At 61.8% G+C, this 20,776-nt stretch carries 19 protein-coding genes, 1 tRNA gene and 1 riboswitch; of the genes, 14 read left to right on the top strand and 6 right to left on the bottom strand.

What is annotated here, in order from left to right; genetic code table 11:
* Window positions 1–122: 122 nt before the first annotated feature.
* The 7 genes from U5G49_RS00910 (at window position 123) to phoB (ending at window position 7,905) form a co-directional block, all read left to right on the top strand.
* Entirely contained in the window at window positions 123–1,073 is a 951-nt protein-coding gene (locus U5G49_RS00910; RefSeq protein WP_049735019.1) for an IS110 family RNA-guided transposase, read from the top strand.
* Between the two features lie 419 nt (window positions 1,074–1,492).
* Window positions 1,493–2,527: a substrate-binding domain-containing protein gene (locus U5G49_RS00915; RefSeq protein ID WP_018244642.1), complete on the top strand. Its 1,035-nt coding sequence runs from the start codon at window positions 1,493–1,495 to the stop codon at window positions 2,525–2,527.
* A 170-nt stretch (window positions 2,528–2,697) separates the two neighbouring features.
* Window positions 2,698–4,179 (top strand): phosphate ABC transporter permease subunit PstC, encoded by a 1,482-nt coding sequence (pstC, locus tag U5G49_RS00920; RefSeq protein WP_026230872.1) that lies wholly within the window; start codon window positions 2,698–2,700, stop codon window positions 4,177–4,179.
* Window positions 4,176–5,498, top strand: a complete 1,323-nt coding sequence (gene pstA, locus U5G49_RS00925; RefSeq protein ID WP_018447650.1) for a phosphate ABC transporter permease PstA — start codon at window positions 4,176–4,178, stop codon at window positions 5,496–5,498. The genes pstC and pstA overlap by 4 nt, the downstream gene beginning before the upstream one ends.
* A gap of 15 nt (window positions 5,499–5,513) precedes the next feature.
* On the top strand, window positions 5,514–6,329 hold the full coding sequence (gene pstB / locus U5G49_RS00930; RefSeq protein ID WP_003556197.1) for a phosphate ABC transporter ATP-binding protein PstB: 816 nt from the start codon (window positions 5,514–5,516) through the stop codon (window positions 6,327–6,329).
* Window positions 6,330–6,373: 44 nt separating this feature from the next.
* Window positions 6,374–7,087 (top strand): phosphate signaling complex protein PhoU, encoded by a 714-nt coding sequence (phoU, locus tag U5G49_RS00935; RefSeq protein WP_018244645.1) that lies wholly within the window; start codon window positions 6,374–6,376, stop codon window positions 7,085–7,087.
* A gap of 134 nt (window positions 7,088–7,221) precedes the next feature.
* On the top strand, window positions 7,222–7,905 hold the full coding sequence (gene phoB / locus U5G49_RS00940; protein WP_003545181.1) for a phosphate regulon transcriptional regulator PhoB: 684 nt from the start codon (window positions 7,222–7,224) through the stop codon (window positions 7,903–7,905).
* Between the two features lie 243 nt (window positions 7,906–8,148).
* Here the strand turns inward: phoB and U5G49_RS00945 are convergent, their stop codons facing one another.
* Complete coding sequence (locus tag U5G49_RS00945; protein ID WP_018447648.1) at window positions 8,149–8,682, bottom strand: GcrA family cell cycle regulator; 534 nt, start codon at window positions 8,680–8,682, stop codon at window positions 8,149–8,151.
* A gap of 419 nt (window positions 8,683–9,101) precedes the next feature.
* On the opposite strand from U5G49_RS00945, the gene U5G49_RS00950 reads away from it, so the two are divergent.
* The 3 genes from U5G49_RS00950 to U5G49_RS00960 all read left to right on the top strand — a co-directional run bounded on the left by U5G49_RS00950 (window position 9,102) and on the right by U5G49_RS00960 (window position 12,341).
* On the top strand, window positions 9,102–10,301 hold the full coding sequence (locus U5G49_RS00950; RefSeq protein WP_193446746.1) for an aspartate aminotransferase family protein: 1,200 nt from the start codon (window positions 9,102–9,104) through the stop codon (window positions 10,299–10,301).
* 42 nt (window positions 10,302–10,343) lie between these two features.
* Window positions 10,344–11,258 (top strand): ornithine carbamoyltransferase, encoded by a 915-nt coding sequence (argF, locus tag U5G49_RS00955; RefSeq protein ID WP_018244648.1) that lies wholly within the window; start codon window positions 10,344–10,346, stop codon window positions 11,256–11,258.
* A 90-nt stretch (window positions 11,259–11,348) separates the two neighbouring features.
* Entirely contained in the window at window positions 11,349–12,341 is a 993-nt protein-coding gene (locus U5G49_RS00960) for an Hsp33 family molecular chaperone (RefSeq protein ID WP_130813261.1), read from the top strand.
* A 209-nt stretch (window positions 12,342–12,550) separates the two neighbouring features.
* Here U5G49_RS00960 and apaG read toward each other — a convergent pair whose 3' ends face one another.
* Both apaG and U5G49_RS00970 read right to left on the bottom strand, forming a co-directional pair.
* Entirely contained in the window at window positions 12,551–12,943 is a 393-nt protein-coding gene (apaG, locus tag U5G49_RS00965; protein WP_003556205.1) for a Co2+/Mg2+ efflux protein ApaG, read from the bottom strand.
* 242 nt (window positions 12,944–13,185) lie between these two features.
* On the bottom strand, window positions 13,186–14,370 hold the full coding sequence (locus U5G49_RS00970; RefSeq protein WP_193446747.1) for an O-succinylhomoserine sulfhydrylase: 1,185 nt from the start codon (window positions 14,368–14,370) through the stop codon (window positions 13,186–13,188).
* A gap of 42 nt (window positions 14,371–14,412) precedes the next feature.
* A riboswitch (SAM riboswitch) is annotated at window positions 14,413–14,491 on the bottom strand.
* A 73-nt stretch (window positions 14,492–14,564) separates the two neighbouring features.
* On the opposite strand from U5G49_RS00970, the gene U5G49_RS00975 reads away from it, so the two are divergent.
* On the top strand, window positions 14,565–15,659 hold the full coding sequence (locus tag U5G49_RS00975; RefSeq protein ID WP_026230871.1) for a 2'-deoxycytidine 5'-triphosphate deaminase: 1,095 nt from the start codon (window positions 14,565–14,567) through the stop codon (window positions 15,657–15,659).
* A gap of 57 nt (window positions 15,660–15,716) precedes the next feature.
* Window positions 15,717–15,790, top strand: a tRNA-Gly gene (locus tag U5G49_RS00980).
* A 26-nt stretch (window positions 15,791–15,816) separates the two neighbouring features.
* On the opposite strand, the gene U5G49_RS00985 is transcribed toward U5G49_RS00980, so the two are convergent.
* On the bottom strand, window positions 15,817–16,095 hold the full coding sequence (locus U5G49_RS00985) for a hypothetical protein (RefSeq protein ID WP_018244653.1): 279 nt from the start codon (window positions 16,093–16,095) through the stop codon (window positions 15,817–15,819).
* 422 nt (window positions 16,096–16,517) lie between these two features.
* On the opposite strand from U5G49_RS00985, the gene U5G49_RS00990 reads away from it, so the two are divergent.
* A complete protein-coding gene (locus tag U5G49_RS00990; RefSeq protein WP_193446748.1) occupies window positions 16,518–16,898 on the top strand; it encodes a VOC family protein in 381 nt (126 codons plus the stop codon).
* 57 nt (window positions 16,899–16,955) lie between these two features.
* On the opposite strand, the gene U5G49_RS00995 is transcribed toward U5G49_RS00990, so the two are convergent.
* Window positions 16,956–18,950 (bottom strand): methyl-accepting chemotaxis protein, encoded by a 1,995-nt coding sequence (locus U5G49_RS00995; RefSeq protein ID WP_193446749.1) that lies wholly within the window; start codon window positions 18,948–18,950, stop codon window positions 16,956–16,958.
* Between the two features lie 435 nt (window positions 18,951–19,385).
* Here U5G49_RS00995 and U5G49_RS01000 point away from each other — a divergent pair, with 435 nt between their 5' ends.
* Entirely contained in the window at window positions 19,386–20,261 is an 876-nt protein-coding gene (locus U5G49_RS01000; RefSeq protein WP_130728804.1) for a transporter substrate-binding domain-containing protein, read from the top strand.
* A 33-nt stretch (window positions 20,262–20,294) separates the two neighbouring features.
* On the opposite strand, the gene U5G49_RS01005 is transcribed toward U5G49_RS01000, so the two are convergent.
* Window positions 20,295–20,708, bottom strand: coding sequence for a tellurite resistance TerB family protein (locus U5G49_RS01005; RefSeq protein ID WP_018072434.1), 414 nt, complete (start codon window positions 20,706–20,708; stop codon window positions 20,295–20,297).
* Window positions 20,709–20,776 lie beyond the last annotated feature (68 nt).

Consider the following 20,776-nt stretch of genomic DNA (forward strand, 5'->3'; position numbering starts at 1 on the left):
TGTCGGATCGTCACCTTCTTAGCCGTTTGGGGCTGTGGGGAGCAGGATCGCAACCGGCTCTTCATCTGGCCCGTGTGGTTGCAGGAACCTTGGGGTTCGTATCCAAGACAGGGACGACGAAGATGACAGATAATAGCATGATCTGTGCCGGAATCGATGTCGGCAAAAGCCATCTCGACATTGCCATCCATCCCGACGACGCAAGGCTGAGGGTGACGTACGACACCGCTGGTCTGAAGGCGCTTGACGCCTTCCTTCAAGAGCATGACGTCAGTCGCATCGGCTTCGAAGCCTCCGGTGGCTATGAATGGCGGCTGATGGTGCATCTGCGGGCCGGCAAGCGACCGGCGGCGCGTCTGCAGCCAGCGCAATTGCGGTTCTTCGCCAAGAGCCGGCTTCGGCGGGCAAAGAACGACCGGCTCGATGCCGCGCTGATTGCGCTCTTCACTGCAAGTCTCGAGCAGTTGCCGGCACTGCCGGACGCACGCTTCGACAGGTTGGCGGCCGAACTGACCTATGTGGAACAGATCGAGCAGCAGATCGCGCTGGTGAAGACCTTTGCCGAGACCGCCTTGTCGGAGGCCGTCAAACGCCGTCACGCGCGCGAGATCGCCCGGCTCGAAACCTGCCGCAAGGCCCGTCTGCTGCGGCTCGAAAAGACGGTTCGCGACGATTGTGACCTGGCCCGGCGGCTCGATCTGCTGATCTCCATCAAGGGGATCGGGCTGCGCAGCGCGCTGTGCCTGATCATTCGGCTGCCCGAACTCGGCCATGCCGGCCGTGCCGAGATCGCCGCCCTTGCCGGCGTCGCACCCTATGACGACGATAGTGGAAAACATCATGGCAGACGCCGCATCCAGGGTGGCCGCGAACGCCTGCGCAAGAGCTTGTTCATGTGCGCCTTCACGGCAACCCGGCACAATCCGGATCTCGCGTCGTTCTATGCGCGCTTGCGCAGCAACGGCAAGGAACACCTGTGCGCCGTCATAGCCGTCGCCCGCAAACTCATCATCCTCGCCAATGCCATCCTCATTCGAAACACCGAATGGACGCCACAATACCAGCAAAATTGAAACATGGTTGCTCCCCGAGGGGGAGAAGAGGGAGACGAGACGCTGCGGCATGTCCCTTCGCCCCGTCTACGAGGGTCCGAAGGACGGTGACGGCAGCCGGATGCAAATCACGCGGACCGACTTTGATCAAAGAACGCAAGCCGGAAAGCCGCCACCTCACTACCTGTCTCCGATATGCAGCTGATTTTTGCAACGCAAGGTGGATTGCCGGCCAGAATTTGCCGTTCGCCGACATGATCGATCAGCCTAGTTAAAATATATCATTATAAATCAATGGCCTAATCTGTCACAAATGTTTCATCGCTTTGACATAAAAGGACGGTGCTTAAAGCGCTAAGAGAGTCTCGCCGATGAAAAAAGGCAATGCGAGGGCCTCTCTAAGGCCGCACTCACACAAGCCCAAATGCCGGGAGATTTACATGAACACCTTCAAGCTCACCGTTGCCGCGCTCGCTGCAACCGCCGCTTTCGCTGGCGCTGCCGTCGCCCGCGACCAGATTCAGGTTGCTGGTTCGTCCACCGTCCTGCCTTACGCAAAGATCGTTGCCGAGTCCTTCGGCGAAACCTTCACCAACTTCAAGACGCCGGTCGTTGAATCCGGCGGCACGGGCGCTGGTCTGAAGGAATTCTGCAAGGGCGTTGGCGAAGACACCATCGACATTGCGAACGCCTCGCGTCCGATCAACAAGAACGAAGCCGAAGCCTGCAAGGCTGCCGGCGTAACCGACATCCAGGAAGTCAAGATCGGCTACGACGGCATCGTCTTCGCAACCGACGCTTCCAACCCTGACGTCGCCTACGTTCCTGCCGACATCTACAAGGCCCTCGCAGCCCAGGTCGTCGTCGACGGCAAGCTCGTCGCCAACCCTTACAAGAAGTGGTCGGAAGTCAACCCGAAGCTTCCGGCTGTTGATATCGCTGCCTACATCCCGGGCGAAAAGCACGGCACCCGCGAAGTCTTCGAACAGAACGTTCTCGCCGCCGGCTGCAAGGCCTCTGGTGCAACCGACGTCATCGCCAAGGAAATCGCCGACAAGGCTGCCCAGGGCAAGGCCTGCGTCGCAGTCCGCAAGGACGGCGCTGCCGTTGACATCGACGGCGACTATCCGGAAACCCTCGCACGCATCGCCGCCAACAAGACCGGCGTCGGCGTATTCGGCCTTTCCTTCTACGAAAACAACGCCGACAAGCTCAAGGTTGCGAGCATGAGCGGTATCGTTCCGTCCACGGAAACGATCGCTAACGGCACCTACCCGGTTTCCCGCCCGCTGTTCTTCTACGTCAAGAAGGCACATCTCGGCGCCGTTCCGGGTCTGAAGGAATACGTCAACTTCTTCGTATCCGACCAGATGATCGGCCCCGACAGCCCGCTCGTCGAATACGGCCTCGTTGCCGCTCCGGATGCCGAACGCGACGCGATCCGCAAAGACGTCGAAGCAGGCAAGTCCATGTAATGACTTTGCCGGCGCGGTGCCTTTCAGCCCGCGCCGGCATTGCCTATGTCCCTGCGCGCCGGCGGTTCTGGAGCTGCAGGGTTGGAATTCCTTCTCCATGATTGGAAGCTGAAGGCAGGCTGATGAAGCTGCCGGGCTTTTTGGGGGCTATGGGCCTGGGGACGTAACGAATGAGCACATCCATCATACTTTTGTGCCTTGTGGTGATCGGAGCCGCCGCTTATCTGGTCGCGCGCAGCCGGGCCACGGCACTTGCCGGAGGCCGATCCTCCGCATTGCATTCACGGCCGGCCTATTACGGCGCCTATGCCGCGATCTGGGCGGTTCTTCCTGCCCTCATCGTCCTCTGCCTCTGGCTTTCCATCAGCCCCGGCATCATCCAGTCCTCGGTTCGCGGCGCTGTCCCCGACGACATCAAGGCGCAAGCCTCGGTCGAGCAGGATCTTGGTTATTCGATGGTGGCGACGGTCGCCCGCGGCCTGACAATGCTGACCGCGGATGAAGCTGCGGCGGTCTCCAGCGATCCGGCTGCCCTCCAGGCCAAGCTCCTCGAAAAGGGTGTGCCGCTTGCCGGCCAGCCGCTGCCTTACATGCTCGACGCCGCCAAAAAGCTCAACACCATGAGCATGACGAGCCGCATCGCCATGACGGCTGTTGTCTTCGCTCTCGCGGTTGCCGGCGCCTTCTATGCGCTGCGCTCCATCGCTCCGCGCTTCCGTGCCCGCAACCGGGTCGAGCGCGTCATGCTCTGGGGCCTGCTGCTCGCCTCCTCGATCGCCATTCTGACGACGATCGGCATCGTGCTCTCCATGCTGTCGGAAGCCGCCCGCTTCTTTGCCGCCGTTCCCGCCATGGACTTCTTCTTCGGCACCGTCTGGGATCCGCGCTTTGCCGGCGCCGGCAGCTCGTCCTTCGGCCAGTTCGGCCTCATCCCGTTGCTGCTCGGCACGATTTATATCGGCCTGGTGGCGATGCTGGTCGCCGTGCCGGTCGGCCTCTTCGCCGCCATCTACATGGCCGAATACGCTTCGCCGAAAGTGCGCGGGGTCGCCAAGCCGCTCCTCGAAGTGCTCGCCGGCATTCCGACGATCGTCTACGGCTTCTTCGCGCTCGTCACCGTCGGCCCGTTCCTGCGCGATTTCTCCGCCCAAATCAGCGGTCTTCTCAGCGGCAACTACAGCAACTTCATCCAGGCGCAGAGCGTTCTGACGGCCGGTATCGTCATGGGCATCATGCTGATCCCCTACGTGTCCTCGCTGTCGGACGACATCATCACCGCCGTGCCGCGTGCCCTGCGTGACGGTTCGCTCGGTCTTGGGGCCACACGCTCCGAAACCATCAAGAAAGTGGTTCTCCCCGCCGCTCTTCCCGGCATCGTCGGAGCATTGCTGATGACGGCCTCGCGCGCCATCGGCGAAACCATGATCGTCGTGCTGGCCGCCGGTGTCGCCGCCCGCATCCAGATCAACCCCTTCGAGCCCATGACGACGGTGACCGTCAAGATCGTCAACCAGCTGACTGGCGACCTTGAGTTCACCTCGCCGCAGACGCTGGTTGCCTTTGCCCTAGGCATCACGCTGTTCTGCATCACGCTTTGCCTCAATATCTATGCGCTCTACATCGTGCGCAAATACCGGGAGCAGTACGAATGACGGATATTGTTTCTCCCACATCAGGCGTCACCGTTTCCAAGGCGCCAGTGCGCCGCGATATCGGCATCAAGCGCCGCTACGCCGCCGAGCGCCGGTTCCAGGCCTATGGCATCGCCGCCATCACCTTCGGTCTCGTCTTCCTCTTCATCCTGCTGTGGACGGTGATCGGCAAAGGCTATACCGCCTTTCAGCAGACGGCGATTACCCTGCCGATCGAATTCTCCGAGAAGACGATCGACCCGAACAACAAGCGTGCGACCGACCCTTCGGTGCTGATCGCCGCCAACTACCCGGTTCTCCTGCGCGACGCGATCGTCAAGCAGCTGAACGTCAATGCCGCAAGCCGTCCCGATGTGCGCGATGCATCCGCGATGCTCTCCAAGGGTGCGCCGGTCCAGCTGCGCGACATGGTCGTCGCCGATCCGTCGATCATCGGCAAGACGGTCAATGTCACGGTGCTCGCCGACGCCAATGTCGACAGCGCCAACAAGGGCCAGATCGACCTGTCGGTCGACGAAAAGAACCGCAAGGTCAACGACAAGCAGGTTGCCTGGATGAACGAGCTGAAGGCGAGCGGCGCTCTCCACAAGCAGTTCAACACCGGCCTCTTCGTCAACGGCAATTCCAGCCGTCCGGAGGCCGCAGGCCTTGGCGTCGCGCTGATCGGCTCGCTCTATCTGATGCTGATCGTGCTCGTGCTCGCTCTGCCGATCGGCGTCGCCGCCTCGATCTATCTCGAGGAGTTCGCGCCGAAGAACAAGCTGACGGATCTGATCGAGGTCAACATCAACAACCTCGCCGCGGTTCCCTCGATCGTCTACGGCCTGCTCGGTCTTTCCGTCTTCATCAACTTCATCGGCCTGCCGCGCTCGGCTTCGCTGGTCGGTGGCCTGGTGCTGACGCTGATGACCCTGCCGACGATCATCATCGCCACGCGTGCGGCACTGCGCGCCGTGCCGCCGTCGATCCGCGCCGCAGCCCTTGGCCTTGGTGCTTCGAAGATGCAGATGGTGTTTCACCATGTTCTGCCGCTCGCCATGCCCGGCATCCTCACCGGCACGATCATCGGCCTGGCACATGCGCTCGGCGAAACCGCGCCGCTGCTCTTGATCGGCATGGTTGCCTTCGTCGCCAACGCGCCGACGACACCGCTCGATCCCTCGACGGCTCTGCCCGTGCAGGTCTATATGTGGGCCAACGAGGCCGAACGTGCCTTCGTTGAGCGTACTTCGGGTGCCATCATCGTCCTGCTCCTGTTCCTGATCGTCATGAACATGGGCGCCATCCTCTTGCGTCGTCGCTTCGAGCGCCGCTGGTAAACGGAGTTAAACATCATGAACATGTTGACGGAAGCTGCAGTTGAAAAGGCGCTGGATCACAAGATGAGCAACGTCCCGTATAAGATGATCGGAAAGGATGTCTCGGTTTACTACGGCGAAAAGCGCGCGCTTTTCGATGTGAACCTGAACATCCGCGAAAACACCGTAACCGCCCTGATCGGCCCGTCCGGCTGCGGCAAGTCGACCTTCCTGCGCAGCCTCAACCGCATGAACGACACGATCGACGGCTGCCGCGTCACCGGCAAGATCACGCTTGATACCGACGATATCTATGATCCCGATATCGACGTCGTCGAACTTCGCGCCCGCGTTGGCATGGTCTTCCAGAAGCCGAACCCGTTCCCGAAGACGATCTATGAAAACGTCTCCTACGGCCCGCGCATCCATGGCCTTGCCAAGTCGAAGGCCGATCTCGACCAGATCGTCGAGACCAGCCTGCAGCGCGCCGGCCTCTGGAACGAAGTCAAGGACCGCGTGCACGAATCCGGCACCGGCCTGTCGGGCGGTCAGCAGCAGCGCCTCTGCATTGCCCGTGCCGTTGCCGTCAGCCCTGAAGTCATCCTGATGGACGAGCCCTGCTCGGCGCTCGACCCGATCGCCACCGCCAAGGTCGAGGAGCTGATCCACGAGCTGCGCGAGAACTACACGATCGTCATCGTCACCCACTCCATGCAGCAGGCCGCGCGCGTCTCGCAGCGCACCGCCATGTTCCACCTCGGCAATCTCGTCGAGGAGAACGACACCGACAAGATGTTCACCAATCCCGACGATCCGCGCACCCAGGACTACATCATGGGTCGCTTCGGCTGATTTTGGCGACACCAAGCCTTCCCGTTATTCGAGGATAAAGCCCCATGGCATCGACACATATTTTTTCTGCCTATGATGATGATTTGAAGTTCCTGTCCAGGCGGATTTCCGAAATGGGCGGCCTGGCCGAGCAGATGGTCAGCGAAGCCGTGCGCGCCCTCGTCAATGGCGATACCGCGCTGGCGCAGAAGGTCATCTCCGACGACGTGATCCTCGATCACGCCGAACGCGAAATCGGCGACAAGGCGATCGTCACCATCGCCCGCCGTCAGCCGATGGCTTCGGACCTGCGCGAAATCATGGGTTCGATCCGCATCGCCGCCGATCTCGAACGTGTCGGCGACCTCGGCAAGAACACCGCCAAGCGCGTCATCGCCGTCCAGAGCACCGGCGTTCCCCGCAAGCTCGCTCGCGGCCTCGAGCATCTGTCCGAGCTGGCGCTCGTTCAGCTCAAGGAAGTGCTCGACGTCTACACCAATCGTTCCGCCGACAAGGCGAATGCGATCCGCGAACGGGACAATGAGATCGACGCGATGTACACCTCGCTGTTCCGCGAGCTCCTGACCTACATGATGGAAGATCCGCGCAACATCACCAGCTGCACACATCTTCTCTTCTGCGCCAAGAACATCGAGCGCATCGGCGACCACGCCACCAACATCGCCGAGACGATCTATTACATGACGACAGGCGCGCAGCCGGAAGGCGACCGTCCGAAGGACGACAGCGCCAACACCGTCGGCGCGGTCACCGAATAACCGCCCACACCCCGCCACTTGCGTGCGCGCCCATCCGGGCGCGCAAGAGGTCGCAGCCAATTTCTAAATTTGCGCAGGATGCATTGCTTAAATCACCCCCGGTTTAAGGATCATGCGCGAGGAGACCGACACGCATGATCCCGAGAGTTGCAGTTGTTGAAGACGAGGAAGCCCTCAGCGTGCTTCTTCGCTACAATCTCGAAGCGGAAGGCTTCGAGGTCGATACCATCCTTCGTGGCGACGAAGCCGAAATGCGGCTTCAGGAGCGCACGCCCGATCTGCTCATCCTTGATTGGATGCTGCCTGGCGTCTCCGGCATCGAGCTCTGCCGGCGTCTGCGCATGCGGCCGGAAACCGAGCGCCTGCCGATCATCATGCTGACGGCGCGCGGCGAAGAGAGCGAGCGTGTTCGCGGATTGTCGACGGGTGCCGACGATTATGTCGTCAAGCCCTTCTCGACCCCCGAACTCGTTGCCCGCGTCAAGGCGATGCTGCGGCGCGCCCGCCCCGAGGTGTTGTCGACGGTGCTGAAATGCGGTGACATCGAGCTCGACCGCGAGACCCATCGCGTCCATCGCAAGACCCGCGAAGTCCGCCTCGGCCCCACCGAATTCCGCCTGCTGGAATTCCTGATGTCGTCGCCGGGCCGGGTCTTCTCCCGCTCGCAGCTTCTCGACGGCGTCTGGGGCCACGATATCTATGTCGACGAGCGCACCGTCGACGTCCATGTCGGTCGCCTGCGCAAGGCGCTGAATTTTTCCAACATGCAGGACGTCATCCGCACCGTCCGCGGCGCCGGTTATTCGATGGAAGCCTGAGGGCTTCCATTTGAGTTGCTGACAAATCCCTGGCAAAACCGCGACGTCATCCTCTGCCTCGTGCCGAGGATCTGTGCACGCCAAATTAAGCATTTGAAAATAAATTCTTTTCCGCCTGAGAAATTGGGGTGAACAGATGCTCGGCACAAGGCCGAGCATGACGGAGGAAAACCTGAGCTTCCATCCAGCAACAAAAAACGGGCCACTCGGCCCGTTTCTGCATTCTAACGATGGTCAGCCCGCTCAGCTGGCCCGCGCGGCCGCCCGGCGGCGTTCGTTGACCGGCTGGTAGGCAAGCTTCTGGTGGTAGCTGCAATAGGGCGAATTGTCGGGGGATTCGCAGCCGCAGAAATGGAAGTCGTCCTTCAGCGGATCGCCGACCGGCCACTTGCAGGTGCGTTCGGTCAGTTCCGTCAAGCCGAGGCGTCGGGAAATCGGCACGACCACGTTGCCTCTCGGCACGTATTCCATTTCCTCGATCGTTTCGATCTCGATCTCTTCCTTCAGCATGGTCGCGCCCTGCTGGCGGGTAACGGTGCGCGTGGCGACCCGTGAGGCATAGTTCGGCGCGCGCGGCGCCGATGTATTGCGTTTCGGCGTTCGTGCGGCGGTGTTGGTGCCGCCGGCCTTGGCACGGCCCGGAAGGCTCAGCCGGTGCACTTTGCCGATGACCGCATTTCTGCTGACTCCGCCAAGCTGCGCAGCGATCTGGCTGGCGCTCAGTCCTTCGGCCCAAAGTTTCTTGAGTTTCTCGACCCGCTCGTCTGTCCAGTTCATGCCCTGTCTCCACCTTTTGCGTTGGTGATGGCAGAATCCCTCACCGTTGTCCCGGGAGCTCCGAAACAAGAAACGCTTGATCAATTTTGGTGACTAGTTCCGCCGCATGCAGTCTAGTAATTGATCTTTAACCTAGTGTGAGGCTGACTCCGTGACAAGAGTCGCATGAATCCGGATGAATCGAATTCGTAGTTTTCCCCAACTTGCTGCCTCTGCGTGGCATTTCTGCAATAATGCCTGTTGAAGACTGAAAATGCCGCTGTACACCCTTGCTGCATACGCTAAGGGCGCAGTTTTGTTGACATTGCAGCGCGAAAAGGAAATAGTGCCACTCGCCGCCGCAAGGCGGCATTTTTGATTTTTCGGGCCTGGTTTCCTTAGCCGGAGTCATTGCCCGGCAACTTGATGGAGATCGCGCCATGGCTGAAGCCGCGCCGCTTTATGACACCTATTCTCGTGCCCCGCTGCGGTTCGAGCGAGGCGAGGGCGTGTGGCTGATCACCGAAAGCGGCGAGCGATATCTCGATTTCGGCGCCGGCGTTGCCGTCACCTCAGTCGGCCACAGCAATCCGCATGTCGTGGGCGCACTGAAGGAGCAGGCCGACAAGGTCTGGCACCTGTCGAACATCTATGAGATCCCCGGCCAGGAGCGTCTGGCAAAACGGCTGACGGACGCCACCTTCGCCGACAAGGTGTTCTTCACCAATTCGGGTGCCGAGGCGCTCGAATGCGCGATCAAGACGGCGCGCCGCTACCAGTTTTCCAAGGGCCATCCCGAGCGCTTCCATATCATCACCTTCGAAGGCGCCTTCCACGGACGGACGCTGGCGACGATCGCCGCCGGCGGCCAGGAGAAATATCTCGAAGGCTTCGGCCCCAAGGCGCCGGGTTTCGATCAGGTGGCTTTCGGCGACATCGAAGCGGTGCGCGCCGCGATCACCGATGCCACGGCTGGGATTCTCATCGAGCCGGTGCAGGGCGAGGGCGGCGTCCGTCCTGCCACCACCGAATTCATGAAGGCGCTCCGCCAGCTCTGCGACGACCACGGCCTGCTGTTGATCCTCGACGAGGTCCAGACCGGCGTCGGCCGCACCGGCAAGCTCTTCGCCCATGAATGGGCGGGCGTCACCCCCGACATCATGGCTGTCGCCAAGGGCATCGGCGGCGGTTTTCCGCTCGGCGCCTGCCTTGCCACTTCAGAGGCCGCCTCCGGCATGAAGGCCGGCACGCATGGCTCGACCTATGGCGGCAATCCGCTCGCCATGGCCGTCGGCAGTGCCGTGCTCGACATCATCCTTGCCGATGGCTTCCTCCAGCATGTGCGCGACGTCGCACTGGTCTTCCGCCAGGGCCTCGCCTCACTGAAGGATCGCTACCCCGATGTGATCGAAGATATCAGAGGCGAGGGGCTGTTGCTCGGCATCAAGGCTGCCGTTCCCTCCGCCGAATTGCTGCAGGCGATCCGCGCCGCCCATCTGCTCGGCGTACCCGCCGGCGACAACGTCATCCGCCTTCTTCCGCCCCTCGTGGTTACCGCCGAGGAAGCCCGCGAGGGCCTTGCCCGCATCGAGCGCTCCGCCGAAAGCATTCGCGCCTCCAAGGTCAAGAAGACGGCTTGAAGAGATTGCCGCCTTCGGGCGCAGCACAGGTAAGAAGACGATATGAGCCCTAAACATTTCCTCGATCTTTCGGCGGTCACATCAGCCGATCTCAGAACCATCATGAACGATGCGCTCGCCCGCAAGCAGGCCTTCAAGGCCGGCAAGGGCGACAAGCCGCTCGCCGGCAAGATGCTGGCGATGATCTTCGAGAAGCCGTCGACGCGCACCCGCGTCTCCTTCGACGTCGGCATGCGCCAGCTCGGCGGCGAAACGCTGTTCCTGTCCGGCACCGAGATGCAGCTCGGCCGCGCCGAGACGATCGGCGACACCGCCAAGGTGCTGTCGCGCTATGTCGATGCGATCATGATCCGCACCACCGAGCATTCGCGGCTGGTCGAGCTTGCCGAGCATGCGACCGTGCCTGTGATCAATGCGCTGACGGATGACACCCATCCTTGCCAGATCATGGCCGACATCATGACCTTCGAAGAGCACCGCGGCCCGATCAAGGGCAAGACCATCGCCTGGACCGGCGACGGCAACAATGTGCTGCATTCGCTGGTCGAGGGTGCCGCGCGTTTCGGCTACCGCATGAACATGGCCGTACCCCTTGGCTCCGAGCCCAAGGATCACTATCTGAACTGGGCCCGCAATGAGGGCGCCGAAATCATGCTCTGCCATGATGCCGACCGTGCGGTCGCCGGCGTCGATTGCGTGGTGACCGATACCTGGGTCTCCATGAATCAGGAACATCGGGCCCGGGGTCACAATGTCTTCCAGCCTTATCAGGTCAACGCGGCCTTGATGGCCAAAGCCGGCAATGATGCATTGTTCATGCATTGCCTGCCCGCCCATCGCGGTGAGGAAGTGACGGACGAAGTGATCGACGGTCCGCAATCCGTGGTCTTCGATGAGGCGGAAAACCGTCTTCATGCGCAGAAGTCGATTCTTGCTTGGTGCCTGGGCGCGATCTGAACCATAATCGGACGTCGCGAGTCACAAACTCGCGACCGCGTGAGCGAAGGGCACGCTGGCCCATCGCTCTGAAAACTAGGAGTGAAAGCCATGGCAGAAGCTGCAGCCGCCCTCGGCCAGTTTGATTTCGCCGGCGATGACCATGTCGTCCCCTTCCAGGTGGAGGGGCTGGATGTGCGCGGTCGCGCCGTCCAGCTCGGCCCGATGCTCGATGCGATCCTCGAGCGCCATCATTATCCCGCACCTGTTGCCCGGCTGCTTGCCGAAGTCGTCGTGCTGACGGTGCTGCTCGGCACCTCGCTGAAGTTCGACGGCAAGTTCACGGTGCAGACCAAGGGCGATGGCCCGGTCGATCTCCTCGTCGCCGATTTCTCGACGCCGGAAAATGTCCGCGCCTATGCCCGTTTCGATCAGGCGCTGCTCAATAAGGCCATCGAGTCTGGTGAAACCGAGCCGGAGCAACTGCTTGGCAAGGGCGTGCTCGCCTTCACCATCGACCAGGGCAAGTTCAGCCAGCCTTACCAGGGCATCGTCGCGCTCGACGGTACCACGCTGGAAGAAATTGCCGGCGTCTATTTCCGCCAGTCGGAGCAGATCCCGACGCGCGTCCGCCTTGCCGCCGCTGAACTCTTCGATCGTGACGATGCGGGCAAGCCGCGCCATCGCTGGCGGGCAGGCGGCCTCGTCGCCCAGTTCCTGCCGGAAGCGCCGGAGCGCATGCGCCAGCCGGATCTCCACGGCGGCGACGGCGACACCGGCAACCGCCCGCATGGCGAGGACGATGCCTGGGTCGAAGCCCGTTCGCTAGTCGAGACCATCGACGCCGATGAACTCACCGACCCGCTTGTCGGTACCGAACGGCTGCTGTTTCGCCTGTTCCACGAGCGCGGCGTGCGCGTCTATGAACCGCGCGCCGTCTTCGACCGCTGCAGCTGCTCGCGCGACAAGATCAAAGGCGTGCTGAAGGGCTTTTCGGCCGAGGAGATAGAAGCCAGCCAGGAAGATGGCGAGATCGCCGTCACCTGCGAATTCTGCTCGACCACCTACCGCTTCGAGCCGGCCGAGCTTCAGCCGGCGGAGTAGGCTCGGTTCGCATTGACGGCTGCCCCTCACCCTAACCCTCTCCCCGTAAACGGGGCGAGGGGACGTGCCCTGCGAGAGTTGGGTGAGGAACGGAGAGGTCGCGGCATGGTCCCTTCGCCCCGTTTACGGGGAGAAGGTGGCGGCAGCCGGATGAGGGGCCAGTGTCGGCGATCTCTTGGGCAGAGGTGTACGGCCTATGGCGTCACACGTCAGTTGAGCACGCGCAGCAGCCCGGGGGAATCCAGCGAGAAGGCGGGGATGTCGACATCGAACATCTCGCCTTCATCCGTTTCCATCTGGTAATGGCCGAACATCAGCCCGGAGGGCGTGTCGAGCGGGCAGCCGGAGGAGTATTCGTAGGTGTCGCCGGGGCTGAGCCGCGGCTGCTCGCCGACGACGCCGGGACCGGTGACCTCGTCCACCTGTCCGTTCTGGTCGGTGATGTTCCAGTAACGGTTGACCAGGCGAACGGCGATGCCGGAATTGTTGCTGATAACAATCCGGTAACCCCAGACATAACGATCGTCGTCCGGATCGGATTGCTCCTCCAGATAGAACGGTTCGACTACAACTTCGATGTCTCTTGTGAGGGCGCGATACATGCCTTGCACCTTAGTCAAGATATGTTACCCGTATCTTATAAGAGGCCCTGTCCGTCAAGAAACGGAACAATTATCATCGCTGAAACGGCTGTGATCCGAAGGGTTTTCGATCGTTAAGCCTAATTGTCAGTGTTAATTCCGTTTCGGAACGCCGCGGCGGGCAATCTTGTTCCCCCGGCCTCACCTTGTGAGGTCCGGCACGGCCGAACCCCCAAATGAGGTCCGGCCGCCTTTCTGCTAGATCAGGCCGAAACCTTGGCAAGCGCCCGCGCGAAATCCTCGATCAGGTCGTCGGTATCCTCGATGCCGGCCGAAAGGCGGACCGTACCAGGCGAGATGCCGAGTTCGGCGCGCGCCTCTTCCGTCAGGTTCTTGTGCGTCGTCGTCGCCGGATGGGTGATCAGGCTCTTGCTGTCGCCGAGATTGTTGGAGATTTTGACGATCTCAAGCGCGTTCTGCAGCGCGAAGGCCGCATCCTTGCCGCCCTTCAGCTCGAAGGCGACCAGCGTCGAGCCGCCGGTCATCTGCTTGGCGATGATATCGGCCTGCGGATGGTCCTTGCGGCCGGGATAGATCACCTTGGCGACCTTGCCTTGCTCGGCCAGGAAATCGGCGATCTTCGCCGCATTCTCGGTCTGCTGGCGCACGCGCAGCGGCAGCGTCTCGATGCCCTTCAGCAAAGTCCAGGCGTTGAACGGCGACATGGCCGGGCCGGTATGGCGGAAATAGTCGTGCAGGTTCTCGTCGATCCATTCTTTGTCGGAGAGCACGACGCCGCCGAGGCAGCGGCCCTGGCCGTCAATATGTTTGGTGGCGGAATAGACGACGATATGGGCGCCGAGCTCCAGCGGCTTCTGGAAGAGCGGTGTCGCAAAGACGTTGTCGACGACGACCTTGGCGCCGATCTGATTGGCGAGCTTGGCGACGCCTGCGATATCGATCACCTCGAGCGTCGGGTTGGTTGGGCTTTCCAGGAAGAACACCTTGGTCTTCTCCGTGATCGCCTTTTCCCAGTTCGCAAGATCCCGGCCGTCGATCAGCGTGCAGTCGATGCCGTATTTCGGCGCCAGCGTCTCGACGACCCAGCGGCAGGAACCGAACAGGGCACGTGCAGCGACGATATGATCGCCTGATTTCAGCTGGCAGAGGATCGCCGCGGTGACGGCGGCCATGCCGGAAGCGGTGGCGCGGGCGTCTTCGGCGCCTTCGAGCATGCACATGCGCTTTTCGAACATGTCGTTGGTCGGGCTGCCGTAGCGGGCGTAAATGAAGCCCTCCGTCTCGCCCTTGAAGCGGGCTTCGGCCGCCTCCGACGTCTCGTAGACGAAGCCTTGCGTGAGATAGATTGCCTCGGACGTCTCGCCATATTGCGAACGCAGCGTGCCACCGTGGACGAGTTGGGTTGCCGGGCGCCAGGTCTTGCTCATGCCATCACCTTCACATAACAAAAAAACCGGTCGCAAAAGCAGACCGGTTTCAACCCGGTCTTTTTAGCCACTTGTTTAACGTGGCTGCAAGCCGACCGGCCAAATCACCACGGGATAATTCTGCAATACTGCTGTTAGCTGCTTGCGTCAATTCCCCGAGTTTGGTTTTGTCGGCGGCAAATGATGGATGAGGCATGATGGCTCGTGAAACGGGAATTCTGGCGGATCGCGCGATCTCCGCGCTGTTCGAAACGGAGCGTCTGATCTCCGAACGGGAGCTGGACCGCGACCAGATCCAGCCGGCAAGCCTCGACCTGCGCTTGGGCGCCAAGGCGTTCCGCGTGCGCGCCAGCTTCATGCCCGGCCCCTCGCATCTGGTGTCCGACAAGCTCGACCGGCTGAGCCTGCATGTGATCGACCTCTCCGAGGGGGCGGTGCTCGAAACTGGCTGCGTCTACATCGTGCCGCTGATGGAGAGCTTAGCGCTGCCGGCCGACATGTCGGCCTCGGCCAATCCGAAGAGCTCGACCGGGCGCCTCGATATCTTCACCCGCGTCATCACCGATTACGCTCAGGAGTTCGACAAGATTCCATCAGGCTATTCCGGCCCGCTCTATCTCGAAATCAGCCCGCGCACCTTCCCGATCGTCGTGCGCCGTGGCTCGCGCCTGTCGCAGATCCGTTTTCGCGTCGGCCAGGCCCTGCTCGGCGAGCCGGAACTATTGAAGCTGCATGAAAGCGAGACGCTGGTCGCCAGCAAGCTGCCCAACGTTTCCGGCGGCGGCATCGCGCTGTCGATCGACCTCGCCGGAGACAAGGAAGGCCTGATCGGCTATCGCGGCAAACATCACACCGCCGTCGTCGATGTCGACAAGAAGGCCCAGCACGACATCTATGATTTCTGGGAACCGCTCTATAGCCGCGGCCGCAACGAGCTGATCCTCGATCCGGACGAGTTCTATATCCTCGTCTCGCGCGAGGCCGTGCACGTGCCGCCGGATTATGCAGCCGAGATGACCCCCTTCGATCCGCTGGTCGGCGAATTCCGCGTCCATTATGCCGGCTTCTTCGATCCGGGCTTCGGCCATGCTCCGGCCGGCGGCCGCGGCAGCCGCGCCGTGCTCGAAGTGCGCAGCCACGAGGTGCCCTTCATCCTCGAAGACGGCCAGATCGTCGGCCGCCTCGTCTACGAGCACATGCAGGAAAAGCCCGCAAGCCTCTATGGCTCGGGTCTCGGCTCGAACTACCAGGCCCAGGGCCTCAAGCTCTCGAAGCACTTCCGCATCTGACCTTCCCGGGGCCGCGACTTGACAGCGGCCCCCATCTGTTGGAAATCTCGCATCAACGCGGGTGTAGCTCAATGGTAGAGCAGCAGCTTCCCAAGCTGAATACGAGGGTTCGATTCCCTTCACCCGCTCCAGCTCCCGCAAACTATACCTGATGCGCCTAATCCCCGAAAAACCGGATCGGCTTGTACCGACGATGCGCGATCATCAGGCTTCTGTCGGGCTGGATGATGTAGGTTTCCTCCACCTGCTGGCCGTACTGGTCAATGAAATCATGCGGAAAGGCGGAACCAACCGGTGATTTGGTGAGCTTGGTGCGCGGTTGGCCACTATAGGTGATGCTTCCCGGTATGGGTTCGAGGCCGGGGCCGCCATAGGTGACGGTGCTGCATCCGGCGAGAACGAGCGTGCCGATGAGGCCGATGATTGCAGGTTTCATGTCCATCCCTCCCAATGCCGTGAATAGTATCACTCTACGCCTTGCCGGAGAGAGTTCACGACACGAATGCCCATGCCGCTCTTCAACCCTTCGGGAAGCGTCGCCGGGGACGTCGTGATCGAGCGGCCGGACGCCACCTCCACCTCTTGATATTAGGGTGACAATCCCGTTCCACCAGTGGTGCACCGACGCATCCATTGCCGAAACCGGTGCCGTCTGCTAGATCGGCACCGTCGAAAAAGGCAGGATCGGTTGAGGTAAGCCCGGTCCCTTCCGTTGGAGTGTTAAGCGCTCTGGGGAAGCTCTGCTCCGTGCCATGGCACGAGAACCCGCGACGTGATCCGCATGAAGATGCGGGATCCCGGCGGCGTGCGGAGACGGCAAAAAGGCAGTCCCGGGATTTTTTTCGAACGGAGACTGTCATGCGCCTGAACCATCTCGATTTCCACGTTCCCGATATTGCTGCCACGGCGGATTTCTTCATCCGTCATTTCGGCCTGAGACTTAAGGATATGCGCGGCCAGTACGGCCTCGCGATCCTGGAAGACGATGCCGGCCTCGAAATTGTCCTCAGCCACGCCATCGCCAAGTTCGGCACCGCCGATCAGGTGGAGATCGGGCGCCAGACCTATCACATCGGCTTCATTTTGCCCGAAAGGGCGGATGTCGATGCGGTCCATGCCGGGCTTGCGGCTGCCGGTGCTGCGCTGTCCGGCCCGCCGGCCGGCATGCGCGGCGGCTGGCTGTTTTATTGCACGGCGCCCGGAAACATCCTGGTCGAGATCGGCTGGCGGCAGGGTTAGGTCCCCAAATAGCAAGGGCGGCCGCAGCCGCCCTTGCCAATGCCTGTTTTGACCGGCTCAGAATTCCGTCCAGTCGGGATCCTGGCTCGGCGACGTGCTGCCGCCGGCGCCGAAGGCGTTGGCGATCTTCTGGCCGAGCGCGCGGGCCGGCGAGGCGGCCGGGCGGGCGGTACCTTCCCTAGCGACGCGGATCGGGGCTGCCCTTGCTGCCGGGCGGGCGGGCGCGCGTGGTGCTGCTGTGGCGATAGGCGCGCTGGCGGTGAAGCCTCCGGTGCCGGTCAGCCTGAATTGGCCAAGCAGATTGTTGAGCGCCGCCGCTTCGGTGGCGAGGTTGTGGCTGGCGGCAGTGGATTCCTCGACCATCGCCGCATTCTGCTGCGTGCCCTGGTCCATGGAATTGACGGCCGTGTTGATCTCCTGCAGGCCGATCGACTGTTCGCGGGAGGCTTCGGCGATCGCGTGGACGTGCTGGTTGATCTCCTGCACCTCGGTGACGATCGCGTCGAGCGCCTTGCCGGTTTCGCCGACCAGCGAGACGCCGGTCTGCACATGTGTGCCGGAGGTGCTGATCAGCGCCTTGATCTCCTTGGCCGCCTTGGCCGAGCGCTGGGCGAGCTCGCGCACTTCCTGGGCGACGACGGCAAAACCCTTGCCGGCTTCACCGGCACGCGCCGCTTCGACGCCGGCATTCAGAGCCAAAAGATTGGTCTGGAAGGCGATGTCGTCGATGACGCCGATGATGTTGGAGATTTCGCCCGAGGACTTCTCGATCTGCTGCATGGCGGAGACCGCCTTGCGGACGATCTCGCCCGATTTCTCGGCGCCGAGGCGGGTGCGGGCGACGAGCTGGCTCGCTTCCTCGGTCCGCTTGGCGGCGTCGCGCACCGTCGTCGTGATCTGCTCCAGCGCCGCTGCCGTTTCTTCGACGGAGGCAGATTGCTGTTCGGTCCGCTGCGAAAGCTGGTCTGCGGAAGAGCGGATTTCATTGGCGCCGGCGCCGATCGCCCGGGCATTGGCGCCGACCGTATGCAGGGTTTCGTTGAGTTTCTCGATCGAGTTGTTGAAATCCTCGCGCAGCGCATCGAGATGCGCGACGAAGGGCTCGTCGATATGCGAGGCGAGATCGCCGGCGGCAAGGCGGCGCAGGCCGTCGCCGAGTGCGGCGACGGCGCGTTCCAGTTCGGATGCTTCGCGGACTTTCAACGCTTCGCGTTCGCGGCGCTCGCTGTCGCTGACGTTGCGGTCGGCTTCGGCGCGTGCCTGGATTTGGGCCCGCTCGATCGCATTGTCACGGAAGACCAAAACGGCCTTTGCCATCTGTCCGACTTCGTCGCCGCGGTCGAGGCCGCTGACATCGCTTGTTGTGTCACCCTCGGCAAGCCGCGTCATGCGCTGGCGCAGCTGTGCCATCGGGCCGGCGATGCCTATCTGCGCGACGAAAACGCTGAAGCCGACGGCGGCGAGAACCGCGATGCCGATCAGCACGAAACAGAAGACGATCCGCCCGTTGACGGAAGCCGAGAGCGCGTCGCCGCCATCGTTGAGCATCGTCATCATCGCATCATTGTTGGCGATCATCTTCGGCGTCAGCGCATTGAGCTTGGCGTTGATCAGGGCAACATTCGAAAGCGCGCCGGCGCTGTCCTTGGCTTTGCTCTGTTCGGTGATCTTGTTCGCCAGGGTTTCGATCTCATCGATTCCGGCCTGGATTTCATCGATCGCCGGTTTGCGGCTCGGCACCAGCGCCAGTGCCTGCTTCATGCGGTCACGCGCCTGCGGCAGCTTGCTCGGTGTGGCGAGCGCCGTCTGGAATGCCGGCGTATCGGGCTTCATGTCGGCAAGCAAGGTGACCTGCAGCACCGAGGCCACCGCCGATGCGCTGGCGCGCGCGCTCAGCATCGAGGCCTGCGCTTCATGATCGATGAAGGCGCTGTAGGCCGCATCCGCGCGGCGGAATTCGGAGATGACATAGATCAGCCCGGCCATGGTGATCAGCCCGAGCAGCGCCACGACCGATATGATTTTTGTGCGTATTTTCAGATGTTTCAGCATGGAAATGTCACCCGATTGACGGGGCGTGTCGCGCGCCCGGTGCTTTTGAAATCAATTGTTGCAGAAAAACGCTGCTTCAATATTGCGGTTTAGGGATTACGTTTGGGCTGACGCTTGCATCATGCGATCGGCTGGCGGGGTCCGATGTCGTCGCGACAAATAAAAGGCGATATTCTTTAATTCCGCGCTAACAGAAGGCGGCGGATGACTGTGATTTTTAGGGGCTGAATTGTCGTCTCGGGTGCGTTGCCACGGCTGTCGGTCCACGCCGATGGCTGCCCACACCCTAACCCTCTCCGCGTAACAAACGTGGTGAGGGGACGTGCCCTCGCCACGATCCGGCTCACCTCCACGCATATTCCCCACCACGCATGACTCTGATACATCTCGCCGACGCCGCAATGCTTCGCGCTTAACCCAGAGACCAAGATCACGATGATGCAATCCAAGCTGGCATCCCTGACTCTGAAGGGTTTTCTCGCGTTCGGCCTGTTTCTGGGCGTGCTTCTTTCGAGTTTTGCCGCATCCGCCCAGCAGGCGTCCCCCTCGCTGCCGCTGCTCTTCGATGCACGCGAACGTCTTGCGAGGCCCGATCTCTCCTCGCTGGTGCGCTTGCGCTTCCTGACATCGGTCGATTTCCCGCCCTTCAATTTCACCGATCAGAACGGCAAGCTCTCCGGCTTCAATGTCGACCTCGCCCGCGAAATTTGCAGCGAGTTGGAGATTTCAGACAAGTGCCAGATCCAGGCACTCCCCTTCGCCGACCTCAGGGACGCGCTCGCTGCCTCGCAGGGCGATGCCGTCATCGCCGGTTTTGCCGTGACCCCGGAGTTGCGCCGGCAATTCGTCTTTTCCAGACCTTATCTGATGCTGCCGGCGCGCTTCGTGCGCAATCTCGCCGTGCCGCTAGACGGAAAGACCGCTGCCGCCCTGTCGAAACATCCGGTCGGTGTGGTCAGGGGGACGGTGCACGAGGCGATGCTGGCAGCCTTTTTCCCGGCGATCAAGGCCGAGCCATTTGACACAAAGGACGCCCTGCTGGCGGCGCTCAAGGATCGCAAGGTCGATGCCGCCTTTGCCGATGCGCTGCAGCTTTCCTTCTGGGTTTCTTCGCCGGCCTCGGCAAAATGCTGCGCGCTGTTCGACGGCCCCTATCTCTCCGAGCAATTTCTCGGCGAGGGCATGACGATCATGCTGCGGCAGAAGGACAGTGTGCTGACATCCGCCATCGACCACGCGCTCGCCACGCTATCGCGCAACGGCCGCCTCCAGGAAATCTATCTGCGCTACTTTCCCTACGGGCTCTATTGAAGCCGCTAAAAGACGCGAGACGCGCTTTAGCCTTTAGCCCTTGCGGAACCGGGCAATCGCACTGCGCTCGATTGCCGCGCAGGTGAGCTTGTCGAGGCCGAGCCGGTCGCGCAGCAGGCTGAGCAGCCGCAATTCCTCGGCCTTGACCGAGAGATCGGCGGATGCCACCTCGACGGCCAGCGCATAGGCCGTGTCGTAAAGTTTTGCGGGCAGGGTGTCGCGCACGGTTTCGAGCACGACGTCGAGGCCCTCCGGCCCGGCGAGCAGCGAGGCGCAGTCGCGCGCCACCGCAATCAGCTTGTCGTCATCGAAATCCCGGAAAACAGGCAGGAATCCGATCAGTTGGCCGATCCTCTCCAGTTCCCTGTCGTTCATCGTGCTGTCGACGGCGGATGCCATCACCATCACGTAGATCAGCGCATCATGGGCGGAAAGCGGCTTATTCATCTCTGATTCCTTTTTCGATCAGCCCAGATTAGGAATTGGCGACAGCCATTACAAGGGATCGGCCCGAT

Source organism: Rhizobium indigoferae (genome assembly GCF_034554815.1).
GTDB classification, from domain to species: domain Bacteria; phylum Pseudomonadota; class Alphaproteobacteria; order Rhizobiales; family Rhizobiaceae; genus Rhizobium; species Rhizobium leguminosarum.

Excerpts from the sequence above, each read along its gene's own strand:
- U5G49_RS00910 (WP_049735019.1), top strand. The coding sequence starts at position 123 with ATGACAGATAATAGCATGATCTGTGCCGGAATCGATGTCGGCAAAAGC.
- U5G49_RS00915 (WP_018244642.1), top strand. The coding sequence starts at position 1,493 with ATGAACACCTTCAAGCTCACCGTTGCCGCGCTCGCTGCAACCGCCGCT.
- pstC (WP_026230872.1), top strand. The coding sequence starts at position 2,698 with ATGAGCACATCCATCATACTTTTGTGCCTTGTGGTGATCGGAGCCGCC.
- pstA (WP_018447650.1), top strand. The coding sequence starts at position 4,176 with ATGACGGATATTGTTTCTCCCACATCAGGCGTCACCGTTTCCAAGGCG.
- pstB (WP_003556197.1), top strand. The coding sequence starts at position 5,514 with ATGAACATGTTGACGGAAGCTGCAGTTGAAAAGGCGCTGGATCACAAG.
- phoU (WP_018244645.1), top strand. The coding sequence starts at position 6,374 with ATGGCATCGACACATATTTTTTCTGCCTATGATGATGATTTGAAGTTC.
- phoB (WP_003545181.1), top strand. The coding sequence starts at position 7,222 with ATGATCCCGAGAGTTGCAGTTGTTGAAGACGAGGAAGCCCTCAGCGTG.
- U5G49_RS00945 (WP_018447648.1), bottom strand. The coding sequence starts at position 8,682 with ATGAACTGGACAGACGAGCGGGTCGAGAAACTCAAGAAACTTTGGGCC.
- U5G49_RS00950 (WP_193446746.1), top strand. The coding sequence starts at position 9,102 with ATGGCTGAAGCCGCGCCGCTTTATGACACCTATTCTCGTGCCCCGCTG.
- argF (WP_018244648.1), top strand. The coding sequence starts at position 10,344 with ATGAGCCCTAAACATTTCCTCGATCTTTCGGCGGTCACATCAGCCGAT.
- U5G49_RS00960 (WP_130813261.1), top strand. The coding sequence starts at position 11,349 with ATGGCAGAAGCTGCAGCCGCCCTCGGCCAGTTTGATTTCGCCGGCGAT.
- apaG (WP_003556205.1), bottom strand. The coding sequence starts at position 12,943 with ATGTATCGCGCCCTCACAAGAGACATCGAAGTTGTAGTCGAACCGTTC.
- U5G49_RS00970 (WP_193446747.1), bottom strand. The coding sequence starts at position 14,370 with ATGAGCAAGACCTGGCGCCCGGCAACCCAACTCGTCCACGGTGGCACG.
- U5G49_RS00975 (WP_026230871.1), top strand. The coding sequence starts at position 14,565 with ATGATGGCTCGTGAAACGGGAATTCTGGCGGATCGCGCGATCTCCGCG.
- U5G49_RS00985 (WP_018244653.1), bottom strand. The coding sequence starts at position 16,095 with ATGAAACCTGCAATCATCGGCCTCATCGGCACGCTCGTTCTCGCCGGA.
- U5G49_RS00990 (WP_193446748.1), top strand. The coding sequence starts at position 16,518 with ATGCGCCTGAACCATCTCGATTTCCACGTTCCCGATATTGCTGCCACG.
- U5G49_RS00995 (WP_193446749.1), bottom strand. The coding sequence starts at position 18,950 with ATGCTGAAACATCTGAAAATACGCACAAAAATCATATCGGTCGTGGCG.
- U5G49_RS01000 (WP_130728804.1), top strand. The coding sequence starts at position 19,386 with ATGATGCAATCCAAGCTGGCATCCCTGACTCTGAAGGGTTTTCTCGCG.
- U5G49_RS01005 (WP_018072434.1), bottom strand. The coding sequence starts at position 20,708 with ATGAATAAGCCGCTTTCCGCCCATGATGCGCTGATCTACGTGATGGTG.